At 45.6% G+C, this 17,857-nt stretch carries 15 protein-coding genes; 6 read left to right on the top strand and 9 right to left on the bottom strand.

The window, feature by feature from the left end; translation table 11 throughout:
* Positions 1-43 precede the first annotated feature (43 nt).
* Genes GV030_RS01120 through GV030_RS01110 form a run of 3 tightly spaced genes read left to right on the top strand, consistent with a single transcriptional unit; the run spans position 44 to position 4,427 of the window.
* A complete protein-coding gene (locus GV030_RS01120) occupies positions 44-934 on the top strand; it encodes a FecR family protein (RefSeq protein WP_159578962.1) in 891 nt (296 codons plus the stop codon).
* Between the two features lie 59 nt (positions 935-993).
* On the top strand, positions 994-3,603 hold the full coding sequence (locus GV030_RS01115; protein ID WP_159578959.1) for a TonB-dependent receptor: 2,610 nt from the start codon (positions 994-996) through the stop codon (positions 3,601-3,603).
* Complete coding sequence (locus tag GV030_RS01110; protein ID WP_159578957.1) at positions 3,600-4,427, top strand: DUF4249 domain-containing protein; 828 nt, start codon at positions 3,600-3,602, stop codon at positions 4,425-4,427. Before GV030_RS01115 ends, GV030_RS01110 begins: the two co-directional genes overlap by 4 nt.
* Positions 4,428-4,787: 360 nt before the next feature.
* Here GV030_RS01110 and GV030_RS01105 read toward each other — a convergent pair whose 3' ends face one another.
* Positions 4,788-7,610: a response regulator gene (locus tag GV030_RS01105; protein WP_159578955.1), complete on the bottom strand. Its 2,823-nt coding sequence runs from the start codon at positions 7,608-7,610 to the stop codon at positions 4,788-4,790.
* A gap of 106 nt (positions 7,611-7,716) precedes the next feature.
* Entirely contained in the window at positions 7,717-9,684 is a 1,968-nt protein-coding gene (locus tag GV030_RS01100) for an acetoacetate--CoA ligase (protein WP_159578952.1), read from the bottom strand.
* 215 nt (positions 9,685-9,899) lie between these two features.
* Between GV030_RS01100 and GV030_RS01095 the strand changes: the two genes are divergently transcribed.
* The gene (locus GV030_RS01095) at positions 9,900-10,388 is read left to right on the top strand and encodes a DUF4494 domain-containing protein (RefSeq protein WP_159578951.1); all 489 of its coding nucleotides are present in this window, start codon (positions 9,900-9,902) and stop codon (positions 10,386-10,388) included.
* Here GV030_RS01095 and GV030_RS01090 read toward each other — a convergent pair.
* The 5 genes from GV030_RS01090 to GV030_RS01070 form a co-directional block, all read right to left on the bottom strand.
* Entirely contained in the window at positions 10,385-10,639 is a 255-nt protein-coding gene (locus tag GV030_RS01090) for a hypothetical protein (RefSeq protein ID WP_159578949.1), read from the bottom strand. The genes GV030_RS01095 and GV030_RS01090 overlap by 4 nt on opposite strands.
* An 11-nt stretch (positions 10,640-10,650) precedes the next feature.
* A complete protein-coding gene (locus GV030_RS01085; RefSeq protein WP_159578948.1) occupies positions 10,651-11,460 on the bottom strand; it encodes a hypothetical protein in 810 nt (269 codons plus the stop codon).
* Positions 11,461-11,629: 169 nt separating this feature from the next.
* Positions 11,630-12,067: a rhodanese-like domain-containing protein gene (locus tag GV030_RS01080; protein WP_159578946.1), complete on the bottom strand. Its 438-nt coding sequence runs from the start codon at positions 12,065-12,067 to the stop codon at positions 11,630-11,632.
* 268 nt (positions 12,068-12,335) lie between these two features.
* The gene (locus GV030_RS01075) at positions 12,336-12,749 is read right to left on the bottom strand and encodes a DUF6691 family protein (protein WP_159578944.1); all 414 of its coding nucleotides are present in this window, start codon (positions 12,747-12,749) and stop codon (positions 12,336-12,338) included.
* A 9-nt stretch (positions 12,750-12,758) separates the two neighbouring features.
* Positions 12,759-13,334 (bottom strand): YeeE/YedE family protein, encoded by a 576-nt coding sequence (locus GV030_RS01070; protein ID WP_159578943.1) that lies wholly within the window; start codon positions 13,332-13,334, stop codon positions 12,759-12,761.
* 181 nt (positions 13,335-13,515) lie between these two features.
* Here GV030_RS01070 and GV030_RS01065 point away from each other — a divergent pair, with 181 nt between their 5' ends.
* Both GV030_RS01065 and cydB read left to right on the top strand, forming a co-directional pair.
* Complete coding sequence (locus GV030_RS01065; RefSeq protein ID WP_159578942.1) at positions 13,516-14,892, top strand: cytochrome ubiquinol oxidase subunit I; 1,377 nt, start codon at positions 13,516-13,518, stop codon at positions 14,890-14,892.
* Between the two features lie 11 nt (positions 14,893-14,903).
* Positions 14,904-15,938 carry a cytochrome d ubiquinol oxidase subunit II gene (cydB, locus tag GV030_RS01060; RefSeq protein WP_159578940.1) on the top strand — a complete coding sequence of 345 codons (1,035 nt, stop codon included), beginning with the start codon at positions 14,904-14,906 and terminating at the stop codon, positions 15,936-15,938.
* Positions 15,939-16,077: 139 nt separating this feature from the next.
* On the opposite strand, the gene GV030_RS01055 is transcribed toward cydB, so the two are convergent.
* Both GV030_RS01055 and GV030_RS01050 read right to left on the bottom strand, forming a co-directional pair.
* Positions 16,078-17,487, bottom strand: a complete 1,410-nt coding sequence (locus tag GV030_RS01055) for a rhodanese-like domain-containing protein (RefSeq protein WP_159578938.1) — start codon at positions 17,485-17,487, stop codon at positions 16,078-16,080.
* Between the two features lie 103 nt (positions 17,488-17,590).
* Positions 17,591-17,854: a DUF202 domain-containing protein gene (locus GV030_RS01050; protein ID WP_159578935.1), complete on the bottom strand. Its 264-nt coding sequence runs from the start codon at positions 17,852-17,854 to the stop codon at positions 17,591-17,593.
* Positions 17,855-17,857: the final 3 nt, after the last annotated feature.

Genomic DNA, 17,857 nt, shown 5'->3' with positions numbered 1-17,857 from the left:
GCAACCTTAGGGGTGTACCCCCTATTCATTGCCTTACAACCAAATGTCCAACTGGATCCAAAAATATAATCAGGGAACCCCTTCCAAAGCTCAGAATTTGGAAGAGCAGGATGATTTCGATTTGTTCATGGAAATGAGTGAGTTTGATCAACCTGTGGATGTGGATGCGGCATGGAACAAGCTTCATACCCAACTCGTACCCAAAAGGTCCGTTACCCCATTGCTGTTGAGAATCGCCGCGGTTCTTGTGGTGCTGTTCGGATTGGGCTATGCAGTTACTCAAAATATTGACACCAAGGCCCCGGCAACTCTCTCGGAGGTAATTTCCTCGGACCAACTACAAGAAGTAGTGCTCCCTGACGGATCGGTTATCACATTGGCCAAAAACAGTCAAATTCAATATGACGAGACCAGCTTTCCTGAAAAAAGAGCTGTAAACCTTAAAGGTGAAGCCTATTTTGAAGTCACCAAAGGAAGCGTTCCTTTTATCATCACCTCTGCATCCGGCAAAGTGACCGTACTGGGCACTTCATTTAACCTGAACACTCGAAAAGGTCTGCAACTACTGGTGACCTCCGGCACCGTGAGAGTAGAAACCGAGCAAGACAAGAGAATGGTGTACAAAGGTCAGCAGGCCAGCGCTACCAATCAGGGAAGTATACGAGTGGCTACTGCCCCCAACATGAACCTCTTAGGCTGGAAAACCGGGCAGTTCAAGTTTGAAAACGAGCCGCTTGACCAGGTGCTCCCGCTACTCGAACGCTACTATCAGGTGAAAATAAGTACCAACAAATCCATCAGACAATGCAGAATAACTGCCGAGTTTGATGAAACTCCCCTTGAAAATGTGGTGGACATCATTTCCACCATCCTCAACGCTAAAAGTCACATCTCCGGAGATAACATCAAATTTTCCGGTAAGGGTTGTAATTAAGCTTTATTTTTGCGGCATTAAAGTCAATCGATCTTCGTAAAGATTCGTTTCAGAAATTAATGCCAAAATTTCTCCTAGCCTTTTTCGTTTTGATTTTTTCCCTGTTTTGCACGACGGGCACGGCTCAGGAAATCCTGAAGAGGCCCATTACATTGGCGACCTACAGCTACACCCTGGATTCTGCACTGCAAACCGCCAAAGCCCAGGGTTTTCCCATTGCCTATAGTAGTAGCAAGCTCCCAAATGCTCGATGCAATTTCAAAAGCAGCCAACTTCTTTATGAAGACTTCCTGAAAGCACTGAAAACTCAAACAGGAATTAATTATACCGTCAATGGCAATATTGTGGCTATTAGCTACGAAAAGCCAACAGTGGAACTTCAAACCATACGAGGAACCGTACGTGACCTGGAAAGCGGCGAGGCACTAATAGGCGCTGCTGTATACGAACCCGGCAGCCTGAACGGTGTGATTACCAATAGCTACGGCTACTTCTCACTTTCACTTTCCGCAGGTGAGCATGTGGTGAGAGTCAGCTTTATTGGATACGAAGACATTCTGGACACCATTGATCTGAGTAAAGGGCACATCCGAAATTTCATGCTGGCTCAAAAGGTGAATGAGCTCAATGAAATAACCATTTCTGCAATTGAGCCGGATTTTAACGTATCCAGCCTGATCCCGGGTATCAATACCCTCAACCTGAGTACAGAAGGGCAAATCCCCTACTTCCTGGGCGAAGTAGACGTGCTGCAGGGCGCCACACTGCTCCCCGGCATCAAAACGCTGGGGGAAGATGCCAACGGCCTGAACATACGTGGGGGCAGTACGGATCAAAACCTCATCCTTCTGGATGAAGCCACTGTATACAACCCAAACCACCTTTATGGGTTGATCTCGGTCTTCAATCCGGAAGCTGTGAATAATGTGGAGATCATGAAAGGGTTCATCCCGCCAAGCTATGGAGGCCGGGCGTCATCGGTGATCTCAGTTCATCAAAAAGAAGGAGACGATCAAAATTATCACTTCACTGGAGGTATCGGCTTAGTATCTGCCCGCTTCATCGCTGAGGGGCCCATCAAGAAAAAGCAAAGCTCATTTATCCTTTCGGGCAGGCAATCCATTTTCGATTTATCCCTGGATAATAATACAAGCACCAGCTTTCAGGATCTGAATGCCAAGATCAATCTCAAGTACAACAAAAAGAATACCTTCTACTTTTCGGGGTATTTCGGCAATGACCGGAATACCAACACTTTTGAGACGGTGAGAAACTGGGGCAACCGCAATTTCTCTCTCAGGTGGAATCATCTCTTTGGCCGTAGGGTATTTGCGAATTTTTCGGCCATTCTGAGTGAATACAATTACAAAATCACCCAGCCAAGAGAAGCTGCCAGTTTTATAGGAAAGTCCAGGATCATTGACTACACGGCTAAGTCCGATTGGGGGTATGTGATTACCCCAAAGCATGAACTCAAATTTGGTGGCAGCACCATATTTCACAGACTCAAACCCGGGGACCGAATTCCCTTTGATGAGCAAACCTCTTCATCCAATCCCCTTTATCTGGATTCAGAACATGGCGTGGAAAGTGCTATCTACCTGAGTCATGAAGCCACATTGGGGAAAAAGTTTTCTGCACTCTATGGTTTCAGGATTTCCTCCCTCCATTATTTAGGTGCTGGCACCATCTACCAATACGACCCGGAGCTTCCCAGAAGCAATGAGAGCATTACGGATACACTGACCTTCGGCGCTCTGGAAATCATGAAGTCCTACTACGGATGGGAGCCGCGGGCGTCAGTATCTTATCGCCTCAGTGAGCAAGCCAGCATCAAGGCCAGCTACACCAAATCTCTGCAATACCTCCACCTGATCTCCAGCACCATCACTCCCGCCCCAACGGATATCTGGAAACTAAGCGACTCTCACATCGCACCTACCACTTCCCATCACTATTCTCTAGGTATCTATCAGAACTTTAAAGACAATAAGTGGGAAACCTATGTGGATGGCTATTTCAAGCGGCTGGTCAATATGGTGCAATACAAGGATGGAGCAGACCTCCTCTTCAATCCCAATCCTGAAACCGAGCTGCTTACCGGAATGGGTAGAGCATATGGTATGGAATTTTTCCTTAAAAAGAATGAGGGCAAATTTACCGGATGGCTGAGCTACACCCTCTCCCGAAGTGAAATCAAAGTGGCTGGGCAATTTGATGAGGAAACCATCAACAACGGTCGATACTTTCCATCCAACTATGATAAAAAACACGATATCTCGCTGGTAGGTATCTATAAGTTTCTCCCCAGGCTCAGCGGATCTTTCAGCTTCAAATACAATTCTGGTAGACCTTTTACCCTGCCATTAGGCAAATACATTTATGAAGGCAACCTGATTCCTCATTTCGGTAATCGAAACCAGAGTCGTCTACCAGACTATCACCGACTGGACTTATCTGTAAAATGGCAGGGAAAACAATTCAAAGCAGACGGTACCCCAAAACGTTTCGAAGATTACTGGACCCTGGTGGTTTACAATGCTTATGGCAGGAACAATGTGTACTCCTATTTCTTCAAGGAAGATAAACAGTCGGGGGTGACCACCATTGAGCCTTACACCATTTTCGATTCGGTAATCCCGGCCATCACTTACAACTTTAAGTTTTGAAACACATTCTCACCATATCGCTCGCAATTATTCTACTGGCATGTGGCACAGATGACCTCCCTACCGCCTCGTCTTCTTTTCTGGTGGTGGAGGGCTGGCTGACAGACCAGGATACTCAACAATATGTCAGGCTTTCCAGGTCCCAGGAATTCCTCAGCAGTGAAGCCAATCGTTTTGTTTCGGATGCAGAAATACAGGTCAGAAGCAGCCGAAACGAACAGTTTACCTTTTCCCATCAATCGAATGGGCTATACCTCTCTGATATCCCGTTTGCAGGGCAGCCCTATAACTCCTATTGGATACGGATCAGTATGCCCAATGGCAGCATCGTTGAGTCAAATATGGAGATGATTCAGCCTGCCTCAGAGATCGACAGTCTCGCTTTCGACTTTTACCTGCGGCCGTCTGAAGAAGACCCTCAAATAGATGAAAAAGTGTACTATCCTATTGCGTTTGCGAAGGATGAAGGAAGCGCGAGAAATTATTACCGATGGAAATTGTACAAAAATGACACGCTTTTCTCCGATCCCGAATATTTAGTCCTCCTCAGTGACCGATTTTTTGATGGTAATGCTTACCAAAATGACTTCACTAATTTTGAATATCAGCTGGGTGATAAAATCACGGTGGAAAAACTGGAAATATCACAAAAAGCTTACGAATACCTGAGTCTTCTCAAGTCACAGACCACCACGTTGGGCACAGTATCCTCAGTGTCTCCAGCTCCCGTGAAGGGCAATCTGCACTATCTGAGTAGCACCACTCAGGTACTTGGCTACTATGGTGTAGCCTCGGTGAGACAGGACTCCTTAAGAATTAATTAATTTTTTTACACATTCTTTAGGGGTGGTCTATCAAATCATTGCCTTTCCTGTAATATGTTCAACAAATTGATCATTTTCTGTGCTACGCTAATACTCATGATAATGGGCATTACGCTTGTCAACAAGGCCAAAGAAGCCTCCAATGACCAATTTATTTATTACTGAGAAACCATGGGTGATAGAAAAAATAAAATTTCCAGAGGATTAAACAAGCTTCTTAATAGCAAAAAAACCAATGAGTTTTTTCAAAATGATGATGTATTCGTAGGGAATCCAAGCATGCGAAACAGTTATTTTGACTCATTTTATCAGGCACAACTTACCGAAATCGCTTATTCAGGCCAGTCTTCAAACTGAAGACTAGCCTTTAATAGCTTCTGAAGGCTTTACTCCAAATTTTTTCTCATACTGCTTGCCAAAGGCGGTTACGTTCTTCAGTCCAATGCTTCTCGCTGCTTCGGAGGCATTCTTCACTTTTCCCTTCCTGATCAAATATTCAGCGTATTTAAGCCTTACCTCTGAGACATATTCGAAAGGCGTAAGACCTGTAATCTTCTTCACCAGTCGGTACACCTGACGCTCACTTGCAGCCATGGCATCTGCCAGGTCGTAGACCGATAGGTTCTCGTCATCAATTTTCTCCATTACGATCTGCTCCAGCCGAGACAGGATATCTTTTTCTACAGTGTCCAGGTTTTGCTTGTCGGCCAGTCTGCCAAAAACATCCCCTTCTGAGTCCTCATAATTCTTCTTCTGTTGCAACAGATTACCAATTCTGAGCATTAACTCCTTCTTTTGAAAAGGTTTCTGCAGGTAATCATTAATGCCCTGATAGAGCACCTTCTCCTGATCGGAGTCCGAAATACGCGCAGAGACTACCAGAATGGGTATTTTGCTTAGCTCAGGGTTGGATTTAATGGACTCTATCAACTCAAAGCCATCCATCCAGGGCATCATCAGGTCTGAGATCATCAGATCCACTTCATTATGTTTGAGCAGTTCAAGTGCCTCTATACCATGGGCTGCCTCTATGATGTGGTAATCGTCTTCAAGAATTTGCCTGATGTGGTACCTGATTTCCGGGTGGTCATCCACAATAAGTATGGTTTCCATTTCCTCGGTCTTGGGCACACTGGCTCCGGCTCGTTCTTCTCTATCCAGATCGTCATAGAGGTGCTTGCGCTCAGACACGTAAGTAAATGTATGTGGAACCGTAAGGTGCTCAGACTCTGATACCACTTTGGGGAAACTCAACTTGAAGGACGTACCCAGCCCAAGGGTGCTCTCCACAGTGATTTTACCATTATGTAACTCTACCAGCTCTTTCACAAGTGCGAGACCTATCCCCAGCCCTTCCCTACTCCTGTATTCGTTATTTTTTGACTGATAAAACCGATCAAAAACATAAGGCAAACTCTCCTGAGCGATCCCCTCACCGGTATCGGTGATGTGAAGCAGGATGTTGTCCTGCTCCATAAAGGTCTCAATGGTAATCTTATCTCCACGTGAAGTATGTCTCACTGCATTGGAGACCAGGTTATAAAATATTTTCTCGAACTGTCGTGGGTCAATGAAGACTGTTTCTTCCTTTCGAATATTGTTCTTACAGGTGAGCTTTACGCCTTTGTACTCGGCTGTCCCCACAAACATTTCCGCCAACATCTCCAGGTAGGAGCCAAACCGAACCACTTCTTTTTTCAGGTTGATTTTACCCTCCTCCAGCTTGGTCAGGTCATTGATCTCATCGGTGAGGTAGAGAAGTCTCTTACAGTTTTTATAGCCTGTTTCAAGATTTTTGATGGCTCTGGAGCTGAGTACGACATCCTCGTCTTCACGCAGCATCTCCAGGTTGCCAATGATCAAACTCAATGGTGAGCGTAAGTCATGGGATACGTTCGCGAAAAATCGTGACTTAGCCTTGTCCAGTTCCATTAGTTTATCTGATTGCTGCTGTATGAGCTCCTTGTCACGGCTAATCTCGTCCCGCTGCTTACTGATTTCGTTGGATAGTTTCTTTTTCACCAGGTATCCCCTTACGGAAATGATGGTCATGGTGAGAAATAAGAGTATACCGATCACCGAAACAGTGATCATGATGCGCTGGGTACGGATCACCTGTTCGTTGAGTTCGCTTTGTTTTCGTAAAAACTCATTTTCTACCTCCTGCTGCTCCATTTCATACTGTCCCTTGAGTTGTTCGATCTTTCGAATATTCTCTTCACTGAACAGCTGCTGATTGAGCTCAGCATATTTCACATGACTTTCAAAGGCTCTTTCAAAATTATCCCCATTGGCATAAATCTTACTGAGGTTCTCCCAAACATTCTTCTCTTCAAACCTGGAGTTGATATCTCGTGTACTCTCAATAGCTTTGTAAGCATACCCTTCTGCTTTTTTTAATTCATTTCTCGAGAGATAAATCTTGGCAATGTTATTATAGACCACTGCTAGCATCCGTGGATTGTCCATTTCCTCCAGTCGCTGGATGAGGCTCAGATGATACTGCTCAGACTTGCGCAGGTCGCCTTGCAGCAAATAAACCTCAGCCAAGTCTATCTCTGACGCCAGTTGTCCATAAAGGTCTCCCTGCTCCTTTCTGATTTCAATGGCCTGCTTAAAATAGAGCTCAGCCTGTCCATACTCCGCTATCCCTTTATAAGACCTGCCGAGATTCAGAAAACAATAAGCCACCATACGCTTATCTGCCAGACTCTGAGCCTGGTCAAGTGCCTGAATGAAGTACTTAATGGCTCCATGAAAGTTGGTTTGATACAGGTAAAGATTACCCAAATTAATCAGTGAATAGCCCCGCTGCTCGCCATTCCCGGCCTCTTCCGACAGTTTGAGCGCCTCCAGGTATTTCTCAAAGGCCTTTGAAAAGTTACTTAAGTTTCGGTACGCCACGCCCACGTAGTTGATGGACTGTATCTCCTGATCCACATACCCATTTCTTCGAGCCAGCTTCAGTGCACTGTTGGCATGATAGAGTGCTGAATCCGGCCTGATATCTCTGTAACTCCAGGCCAGGGCATTATGAGCTTCTATTAGTTTCTCTGGTTCGGTTTCGTCTAGTTGATGGAGCAGGTGCCTCAGACTATCCTGCTCTCTTTCCTGAGAAAAGGTGCTTGTAAGTGTCAAAAAAGACAGCAGCAAAAAGCATAAATAATAACGGTATTTCATCATCTGGCTGGAGATTTACACCAAAATAAGTAAACTAGGTGACAGCTTCCTTATCTCCAGGACATTTTCGATGTAAGGACCCTTGCGACCCCAATAGGTGCGTGCTGAATCAGACCGGAACTTGCTTTGCGTAAGTCACAAAGAAATCCAATGATTCCGGGTTGCGCATGGCCCCAAGGTTGGCCGCCTTCTCCACCGGTTTACCCATAAGTATCTTCTTGACTGGTGCCTCCATTTTTTTACCACTGATGGTATACGGCAGGTCTCGCACCAAAACCACTGTGTCAGGAATGTGTCTGGGTGAGAAATCCGTTTTTAGTTGATGGCCGATCTGTTTGATCAATTGATCATCCAGCGCTTGTCCCTCTTTCAGCACCACAAACAAGGGCATGAAATGCCTGCCTCCATCCAACTCCAGATTGACAACCAGGCTATCCACGATTGTTTCAATCTTGCTCACTGACTGATAAATCTCTGCGGTACCAATACGTACGCCGTGCCTGTTGAGTGTGGCATCGGATCTTCCGTGAATTACCAGGGTATTGCGCTCTGTGATAGACAGCCAATCCCCATGTCGCCAAATACCAGGAAACATTTCGAAGTAGCTTTCGCGATAGCGCACCTTGTCTGGATCATTCCAGAAGTAAATAGGCATAGAAGGCATGGGGCTGGTAACTACCATTTCGCCAACCTCTCCCACCAAGGGCTTGCCTTCGTCATCAAAAGCATACATCGCGCATCCCAATGCCCGACGCTGTATCTCACCTTCGTACACAGGCTCAAGCGGACACCCTCCCACAAAAGCAGAGCAAACATCCGTGCCTCCGCTCATCGAACAGAGCCACAAATCCTTCTTTACCGCTTCGTAGACCCAATCGAAACCCTCGGGAGGCAGTGGAGATCCCGTGCTGCTAATTGAGCGAAGGGTTTTCAGGTCAAAATCCCTCCCCGGAGCAAGACCAGCTTTCATACAGGCCACAATATAGGGTGCGCTGGTACCAAAATGCTGAATCTGATGATCTTGCGCCATCTGCCACAACACACCAAGATCAGGGAATCCCGGACTTCCATCGTAAATTACGATGGTGGCCCCTACAAGCAGCGTAGCCTGCACAAAATTCCACATCATCCAACCTGTGGTGGTAAACCAGAAATAACGCTCACCAGGCTTCACATCATTGTGAAAACTCACATACTTCAGGTGCTCCAGCAAGGTGCCCCCATGAGAATGAGTAATCGCCTTGGGCTGGCCAGTGGTTCCCGAGGAATAAAGCACCCAAATAGGATCAGAAAAGTCCACAGGAGTGAAATCAAGTCCTTCAAACGGCGTGCGCACCACCTCAGCCCAGGAGACAGACTTTGTTAATAATTTTTCATTTTGCAGGTACGGAATCTCAACAATGGTTTCGAGGGTGGGTAACCTGTCTACAATTTCGCGGACCACGGCGCTCTTATCAAACTCCTTCCCGCCATACCGGTAGCCGTCCACGGTAATCAGTACTTTCGGAGTAATCTGCTGAAACCGATCCACCACGCTGCTAGGACCAAAGTCCGGTGAACAGCTGGACCAAATTACCCCCAGGGAACAAGCCGCTAAAAAGCCAACTGTTGCCTCCGGGCAATTAGGCAAAAAAGCCACTACCCGATCACCTTTCTCCACGCCCCTTGCCTTAAGGAATGAAGCCATTGCTGCCACCTGATCACGCAGTTCTCTCCATGAAATCTCCACCGTATTCCGACCCTCGGCTCTGAAAATGATGGCCGGATGCTGCTCATTTTGATTTCTAAAAATATGCTCGGCATAGTTCAAGGTGGCTCCATCAAACCATCGGGTATCTGGCATGAGGTCATCCGAGTGTACCGCTGTGTAAGGATGGTGACTGATCACCTTAAAATACTCATAGATCGATTGCCAAAACGCGCGTGTATCCGACACTGACCACTCCCAAAGTGCATCGTAGTTTGAAAAGGTTAATCCACGCTCATCATGTAGCCAGCTCATATAAGCAGCCAGATTACTATCAGCTTTTAAGCTATCGGATGGACTCCAGAGGATTTTGGGGTGTTTTGGGGTCATAATTGGGGTTATTTGGGGTTTTCTGAAGTCTCAAATTTACCTTTTAAAAAAGGTCTTGCCCAATTTATATAGGGTTAACCTATGGTTGCTTTATGAAATTTTCCTATTGGATTTAGTCTGTGAAAAAAGAATTCCAATTGATCGCGGATTAGGTTTTCTGATCCTGATCATCGGCATATATTTGCAGCCCTATTTAAAAAATAACCTCAAAAGAAATGAAGATCTGGTATTCGTGTAAAGTGAAACACAATAAGGAATTGGATGATGGAATGCTCAAGCAGGTAACTGATGCTTATCTGATGGATGCAGTTTCCTATACTGATGCCGAAAGTCGTATGTACGAAATATGCGAACGGGATATTTCAGGAGAATTCACAGTGACACAAATCACGAAAACCAACATAGCCGAAGTGATTCATCATGAGGACTCTGAAAAATGGTTCAAAAGCAAAGTAGTCTATGCCACTGTAGATGGAGATAGCGACAAAGAGGTGAAAATCAACACCTACCTGCTGGTGAGCGCAGATCATGTGAAGCAAGCGTATGAGCGTATTGAAGATCACCTAAACTCAATGCTGGTCCCCTATGACATTCCTTCTATCACCTTAACAAACATATTGGAAGTATACCCATACGATCCGGACGAAGAGAAGATCCCTTCCAACCTGAAGCCATTGTCTGAGGTGGAGTCTGACGAAGACTAACGTGATCTGAATTTTCTTTCCCAAAACTGAGCTTCTTGCTGATCGCTGATCTGCTTTTTGGTATCTGCTTTTTTCAGCAAGTCGCTCACTGTTCCTTTGGAGGTAAAGTGCCAATATCCACAATCATCGCATTGATATACGTCTATTGGCCCGCTCCCTTCTCTAAAAACGAATCTGCCGCGCGTTTCTATCAGTGCTTCTTCAGCCTGACTTTGGGTGTCGTATTGTCTTTTTCCTGTGACACACCCCATGGCTCTATGATTTATTCTTCTTCAAAATGATGGCGTGTGAAAACGTTGCTTGGGGTAATCCTGTACTCTGTGGAACCGCGATCTGTATAATGGATGATGCTCATGTCATCATGACCAAAAATATAAATATTCATCTCCACGCTGAGTTCCAGGTTATGGGTGAGCAGTCTTTTGAAAAGACCCCATGATTTCATAATTTTTTCCCGTTCCTCTTTGTCTAGTTCGTGCGTATTGAGCAGAATGCTATTGGTAGAGATATAGCTTTCATGAAGTTTCACTTCCACCTCTGCACTGGACTGCTTTCGCTCTGCCATCACCTGCTCATACATATGTTTGGTTAGCAGGTCATGATTTTCTGTAGCTAACAAACTGGCTTTTACGGAATCATCGGATATATCGTGGTAATAGTACTTCTCTTTGAGCCAGGTATCGCTCACTTCCAATACAGAAAATAGCAAGGTATCATAAATCATCAATGGATAAATATCCACAGGCACCATGAGCATAGTGAAATTCTGATGATCAGAAAAGTGCTTCACAAAGACATCAATGTCATGCCCGATACTGATATCCTTACGCCGAAGCTTTACCGAATCAGAATTGATGTGATGCCCTTGCTCGAGCAAATACTTCAAAAAGACCCTTGATTCAGTGAACTTATGGACAATATCTTCAATGTCATCTACATGGTTTTCCTTGATGTATTCCTCCATAGACTCGCCTACTTCTATTACATCCTGAGACTGACCAAACCGCTGGGCCATGGAGCTTACAGAGAAGAAAAGACCTATAGTTATCAGGCAAAGCCGAAACTTCATCATATTGTATCTGTTTGTCTGGAAATCAGCCTTGAAGTTAATTAAATAAGTTTAATTCTATAAAATCTTATAAAAGTTAAACTTCTAGCAATCAATAAGTTAACCCAATACCCTTTTTTAGGGTGATCGAAAAGAAATTTCCGCATGACTGATACAGGCTGCCTGTCCCAAGCTATTGGGAAACAGGAAAACCTGCTTGCTGCCAGCCCCTGTAGCCACCTTTTAGGTCATATATTTTTTGAAACCCCGATTCCTTGAGTTTCATACTGGCTTTGGCGCTTCTGCCACCTGCCGCACAATAGACCGCTACGGGCCTGGTCCTATCCAGTTGGCTTAGTTTGTTGTCAAACTCAGGATCGTAGATATCAATATGGCCTGCACCAGCAATCACTCCCTGAGCAACCTCCTCTGGCGTACGCACATCCAAAAGCTGTACACTCTCATCTTTTAGCAGTGTCACAAGTTCTTCATTGGTTACTGTCCGATACTCAGGGCTTTGAGCAGAGCTCTGACAGGAGCTTAGTAAGGCGATCAATAACAGGGTGGTGCCCAAATAAAACGCCAATTTGATGTTTCCCGGGGCTGTTAGGGTTATCGTTAAATTTTTCATTGTTGTATGGTTATTTTAAAAAAAGGTAATGTGTTAATAAGGATTAAACGCAGCCCATCGATCATTTTTCTTTAAAAAAGGAGAAATCATCTCACCGTCACTCATTCCTCCAGAATAAATACAGATTCTGTCCCCAAGTTTGGATCTCGAATCTTGAATCATCTGGCACGAACATTTTAAGCGGTGTTCTGCCAAGTGAAGGATGGTTATCAATCAAGTTTTCCTCCTCAATAAGGGCCGAAAGTATTTCTTTCGGCTCTTTATTTCATTAGTGAGGCAACTTATTTCTCACCAAACCATACGTGTAAGTGCCCAGAAGCGCAGAAGCGATGACCACCAGAATGACGCCTACTCCATTGCCCAACAGAATAAACATAGGCCCGGGGCAGGCTCCTGTCATGGCCCAACCCAACCCAAATATGATGCCCCCAAAAAGATATCGGGAAACACTCATCTGCTTGGGGTTGATTACTATGGGCAATCCATCAATGGTTTTGATGTTGAACCGCTTCATCATCTGGACAGAGATAATTCCTAAAATAACCGCTGAGCCAATCACTCCATACATGTGAAATGACTGGAATTTAAACATCTCATAAATCCTGTACCAGGAGATTACCTCTGATTTGGCCAGGGTGATCCCAAAGACGATGCCTACTATGATGTATCTGAATATTTTCATTTTCTACGATTATAAAGTGAATAGATAAGGGAGAACCAGGTAGGTCATAAAAAGCCCTCCGATGAAAAACCCTACCACAGCGATCAAAGACGGAAGTTGCAGATCGCTGAGGCCGCTAATGGCATGCCCCGAAGTACAGCCACCTGCATACCTGGTACCAAAGCCGATCAGGAATCCACCAACCACCAGAATAATAAAACCCCTCACTGTAGCCAGCGACTCCCAGCTAAAAATACTCAAGGGCACCAGTTGATCGCGGGGTGCCTCTATACCCAGCTCAGCCAGGTCAGCAAGTGTGGCAGCGGAGAGGGTAACCTCATCCGGAGTAGTGAGATACTGATGTGTGATCAGCCCGCCAAGCACCAACCCAAAAGCAAAAACCAAATTCCACAACTGACTTTTCCAGTTAAAGTCGAAAAATTCGCAGTTCTTCCCTGCACCCACAATGGAGCAAACTGTTCTCAGGTTGGCTGAAATCCCAAAGTTGTTTCCGAAAATGATCAACGTAAACATAACCAGCGCTATCAGAGGACCGGCCACATACCAGGGCCAGGGTTGACTAACGAAATCCAATATTTCTTTCATAAAATTCTATTTTCAATCACTCAAATTCCCACAAAACTATCTTAACCAGCTGCCCCCAAGGGTAACATTTGTTACATAGGCACCGAGATTTACCCTCATGGTAAACACATTGACCTCCTCAATATTTCAAGGTCTTTCCATAGAGGTTTATCTCGCTGGTCGCTACCTTTGAATCAAAAAAATGGATGTAGAAATTCTCTCCCGCATTCAGTTTGCGCTTACCATTTCCTTTCACTACATCTACCCCCCGGTGAGCATCGGGCTCGGGCTGATCATGGTCATCATGGAAGGCCTCTACCTCCGCACTAAGGATCCCGCTTATGAACAACTGGCCAGGTTTTGGACCAAGATCTTCGCACTTACCTTTGGCATTGGAGTAGCCACAGGTATCGTCATGGAGTTTGAGTTTGGCACTAACTGGGCTACCTACTCACGCTATGTGGGCGATATTTTTGGCAGCGCACTGGCCGCTGAAGGCATCTTTGCTTTTGCGCTCGAAAGCGGATTTCTCGGTATTCTCTTGTTCGGATGGAACAGGGTAAGTCCAGTCGTTCACTTCACAGCCACACTTGGCGTATGGCTTGGGTCAATGTTTTCGGCAGTATGGATCGTGGTGGCCAACTCGTGGCAGCAGACGCCGGGAGGGTACCACATCGTAGGCGAAGGCATGGAAGCCAGAGCTGAGATCACCGATTTTTGGGCCATGGTCTTCAATCCATCCAGTGTAGACCGGCTATCTCACGTATGGATCGGTTCATTTTTGGCTGGGGCATTTCTGGTCATGAGCGTACATGCCTACTATCTTCTAAAAAACAGACACATAGAAGTGTCCAAAAAAGCGTTCAAAATTGCACTTGTAGTGGGGGTTGTCGCCTCCTTGTCACAGCTTTTCACCGGGCACAGGTCTGCAGATGGAGTGGCCGTGAATCAACCTGTGAAATTGGCCGCCATGGAGGGCCACTTTGATAGTCTGGCTGCCGCGGATATGTACCTCCTCGGGTGGGTGGATAAGGAGAAACAGGAGGTTTCGGGAATCAAAATCCCCAATGGCCTTTCATTTTTGATTCACCAGGATTTCAATGCCAAAGTAAAGGGGATAAATGCTTTTCCTGAAGATGAAAGACCTGGACAAATCAATGCCGTGTTTCAGTTTTATCACCTGATGGTGGGGATCGGAATGGCGCTCATCGGGCTTTCCCTGCTGGGTTGCTTTCTTTGGTGGCGTGGAAAATTATTCGATCACCGATGGGTGCTCAAAGCCTTTGTGGTGGCCGTGCTCCTGCCTCAAATAGCCAATCAGGCGGGCTGGTTTGCTGCTGAGATGGGACGTCAACCGTGGGTAGTCTATGGTCTGCTTCGTACATCCGATGCGCTCTCGAAGGTGGTCACGGCTAACCAGGTGATCTTTTCACTGGTGCTGTTCTCATTGGTCTATTCACTGCTCTTTGCGCTTTTCATCTACCTGCTCAATAAAAAGATTCAACATGGCCCTCAGGATGGAGAAATGATCGATCAGCGGCCGCATCAGCGCGAAATTGTAGATGCGATTCAATCTTAAAATCACACATTATGGCAACTTTCATAGGCATAGAATATACAACGTGGTGGTTTCTGGTAGTAGGAGCTGTTTTCTCAGGATATGCCATTCTGGATGGCTTTGACCTGGGCGCCGGTGCCTGGCATCTCTTTTTTAAGGATGACAAGAGCCGAAGAACAGCGCTCAATGCCATCGGCCCGGTATGGGATGGCAACGAAGTGTGGCTGGTGATTGGTGGAGGTGCCTTGTTTGCCGGATTCCCGATCGTTTATGCCACCCTGCTTTCTGCCATGTACATTCCATTTATGCTCTTTTTGGTACTGATTATTTTCAGGGCCATTTCCATAGAGTTTCGAAGCAAAGAGCCCATGAAATGGTGGCAAAATATGTGGGACGGTGCTTACAGTTTTTCCAGCATCATGCTGGCCGTGCTCCTGGGTGTGGTATTGGGCAATGTGCTTCAGGGAATGCCAATAGGTCCCGATCTGGAATTTGATGGCGACTGGATTGCTTTTTTTAACCCTTACGCAGTAATGGTGGGCATCTGCACCCTGGCCCTCTTCATGATGCATGGAGCGATCTACCTCATCATGAAGACGGAAGGCAAACAATTTATCAAAATGACCCTGCATGTAAAGCAGGCTATTATTTTCTTTCTGGTGAGCTTCGGTATCACTACTCTCTATACCCTCATCTACTTTCCCCATCTTTCCGATCGGTTCAAAGGCGAACCAGTACTATTCATCGTGCCCTTGATTGCCTTCCTGAGTATTGCCAATATTCCGAGACTGATTAGCAAAAAACGCTACGGCAATGCATTCGCCTTTTCCTGCATCTCCATTGCTACACTGCTCATTGTGGTAGCCATTGAGCTATTTCCTGTGATTATTCTTTCCAATGAGAATCCTGCCAACAGTCTGACCATTCATAATGCCAGTGCTTCCGAAAAATCACTGGGAACCCTTCTGATCATAGCGGCCATAGGCACACCTTTGGTGGTGGCCTACACGACCTTCGTTTTTTGGACCTTCCGGGGAAAAGTAAAAATGGATGAGCTGAGTTATTAGTCTATTATTTTAAGTTCGGGAGTTGTCTCCTCTGATGAACTGTTGGCTTTCTCTTAAACCCTTCTTCATAGAAAAACAAAAAGGTGCTGACTTTAACAATCAGCACCTCTTCAATCAAACTATCTATTAGAACAATCAATCACTTCAAAGTAGAAGGACATACATAATTGGTAGTAGGTATATCCGTTTCGGAGATGGCCTTGAAGCCTCCGGCCACATCCACAATATTGTCAAATCCCCGGGATTTCAATATCGAAGCTGCAATCATAGATCGATAACCTCCCGCACAATGAATGTGGTATTGCTTCTTCTTGTCCACCTGATCCATGTTTTCACTGATAAAATCCAGTGGCAAGTTCATCGCATCTTCCACATGCTCAGCTTCAAATTCTGATGGCTTTCGCACATCCATGACATTCAGGCCACCTTCCTTATAAGCACTTGCGAATTGATGTGCAGGGATAGTAGTGACCTGCTCGGTATCTTTTCCAGCAGCTTTCCATGCTGCCATTCCTCCGCTCAGATAGCCCAGGGTATTATCATACCCAACTCTGGAAAGTCGTGTTACGATCTCCTCCTCACGGCCTTCAGGCGCTATGAATACAATGGGTTGTTCCAAATCAGGGATCAACGCTCCTACCCACGGCGCAAAACTGCCATCAATACCAATAAAGATGGAGTTGGGTACATGGTCAGCAGCAAACTCTCCGGGAGAGCGGGTATCCAAAACCAAAGCTCCTTCGTGATTAGCTACTGCCTCAAACGTCTCTACATCCAATGGCACATTTCCTTTTTCAAGGATCTCATCCATTCCTTTGGCACCAGATTTATTCATGGCCACGTTTTGCGCAAAGTACTGTGGTGGCGGCAGCAAACCATCTGTCACTTCTTTGATAAATTCCTCTTTGGTCATATCCGCCCTGAGTGCATAATTGGTTTTCTTCTGGTTGCCCAGCAGGTCGGTGGTTTCCTTGCTCATGTTTTTGCCACAGGCCGAGCCTGCTCCATGTGCCGGGTACACAATCACCTCATCGGGTAAGGTCATGATCTTGGTTCGTAGGCTATCATATAAATAACCAGCCAGGTCATCTTGAGTGAGTGTGCCTTTCTGAGCCAGATCGGGCCGTCCCACATCGCCAATGAAAAGTGTATCTCCACTGAAAATAGCATGTTCCTTCCCGGCCTCATCTATCAGTAGATAGGTGGTGCTCTCCATGGTATGTCCTGGAGTGTGCAATACTTTTATCTTGATTTTTCCAATCCGAAACAGCTCACCGTCAGTTGCTTCGTGAATGTCATACTCCGTTTTGGCATTGGGACCATATACAATAGTGGCACCGGTCTTAGCAGCCAGATCCACATGTCCCGACACAAAGTCAGCATGAAAGTGGGTCTCAAAAATATATTTGATCTTAGCTCCTTCCTTCTCGGCTTTCAGGATATAAGGCTCTGACTCTCTCAACGGATCGATGATCGCCGCTTCTCCATTACTTTCAATATAATAAGCTCCCTGAGCAAGGCATCCTGTATAAATCTGTTCTACCTTCATTGTTATTTTTAGGTTTTAATGCGAATTCTTTTACAAACTTACGAACTACCCCACGATCCTGATGTAACAATGGTTACACACCCAAAGTAGCTCTGTATACAACTCAATCCTGATGATATTGATTCATCATCTTTTTCCTGAAATAGAAATAGTTCCAAACTCCCAGAATCAAGACAATCAGGCTAATCCCTACAAGGATAAAGCCCAAAAAGCGGATTTTGTCCAAAAAATCAACCTTGATCACGGCAATCCCCGATACCACCAGATAAAGACTGGTCCTAACGAAAGCCAATAACGTCCGTTGATTGGCCAGCTTGGTTCGATCCAGGACCAGGTGATCTCTGAGTATCATTTCCCGTTCCTTCATGTC

Source organism: Marinoscillum sp. 108 (assembly GCF_902506655.1).
Taxonomy (GTDB): domain Bacteria; phylum Bacteroidota; class Bacteroidia; order Cytophagales; family Cyclobacteriaceae; genus Marinoscillum; species Marinoscillum luteum.
This window is presented reverse-complemented; position numbering and strand designations above follow the sequence as displayed.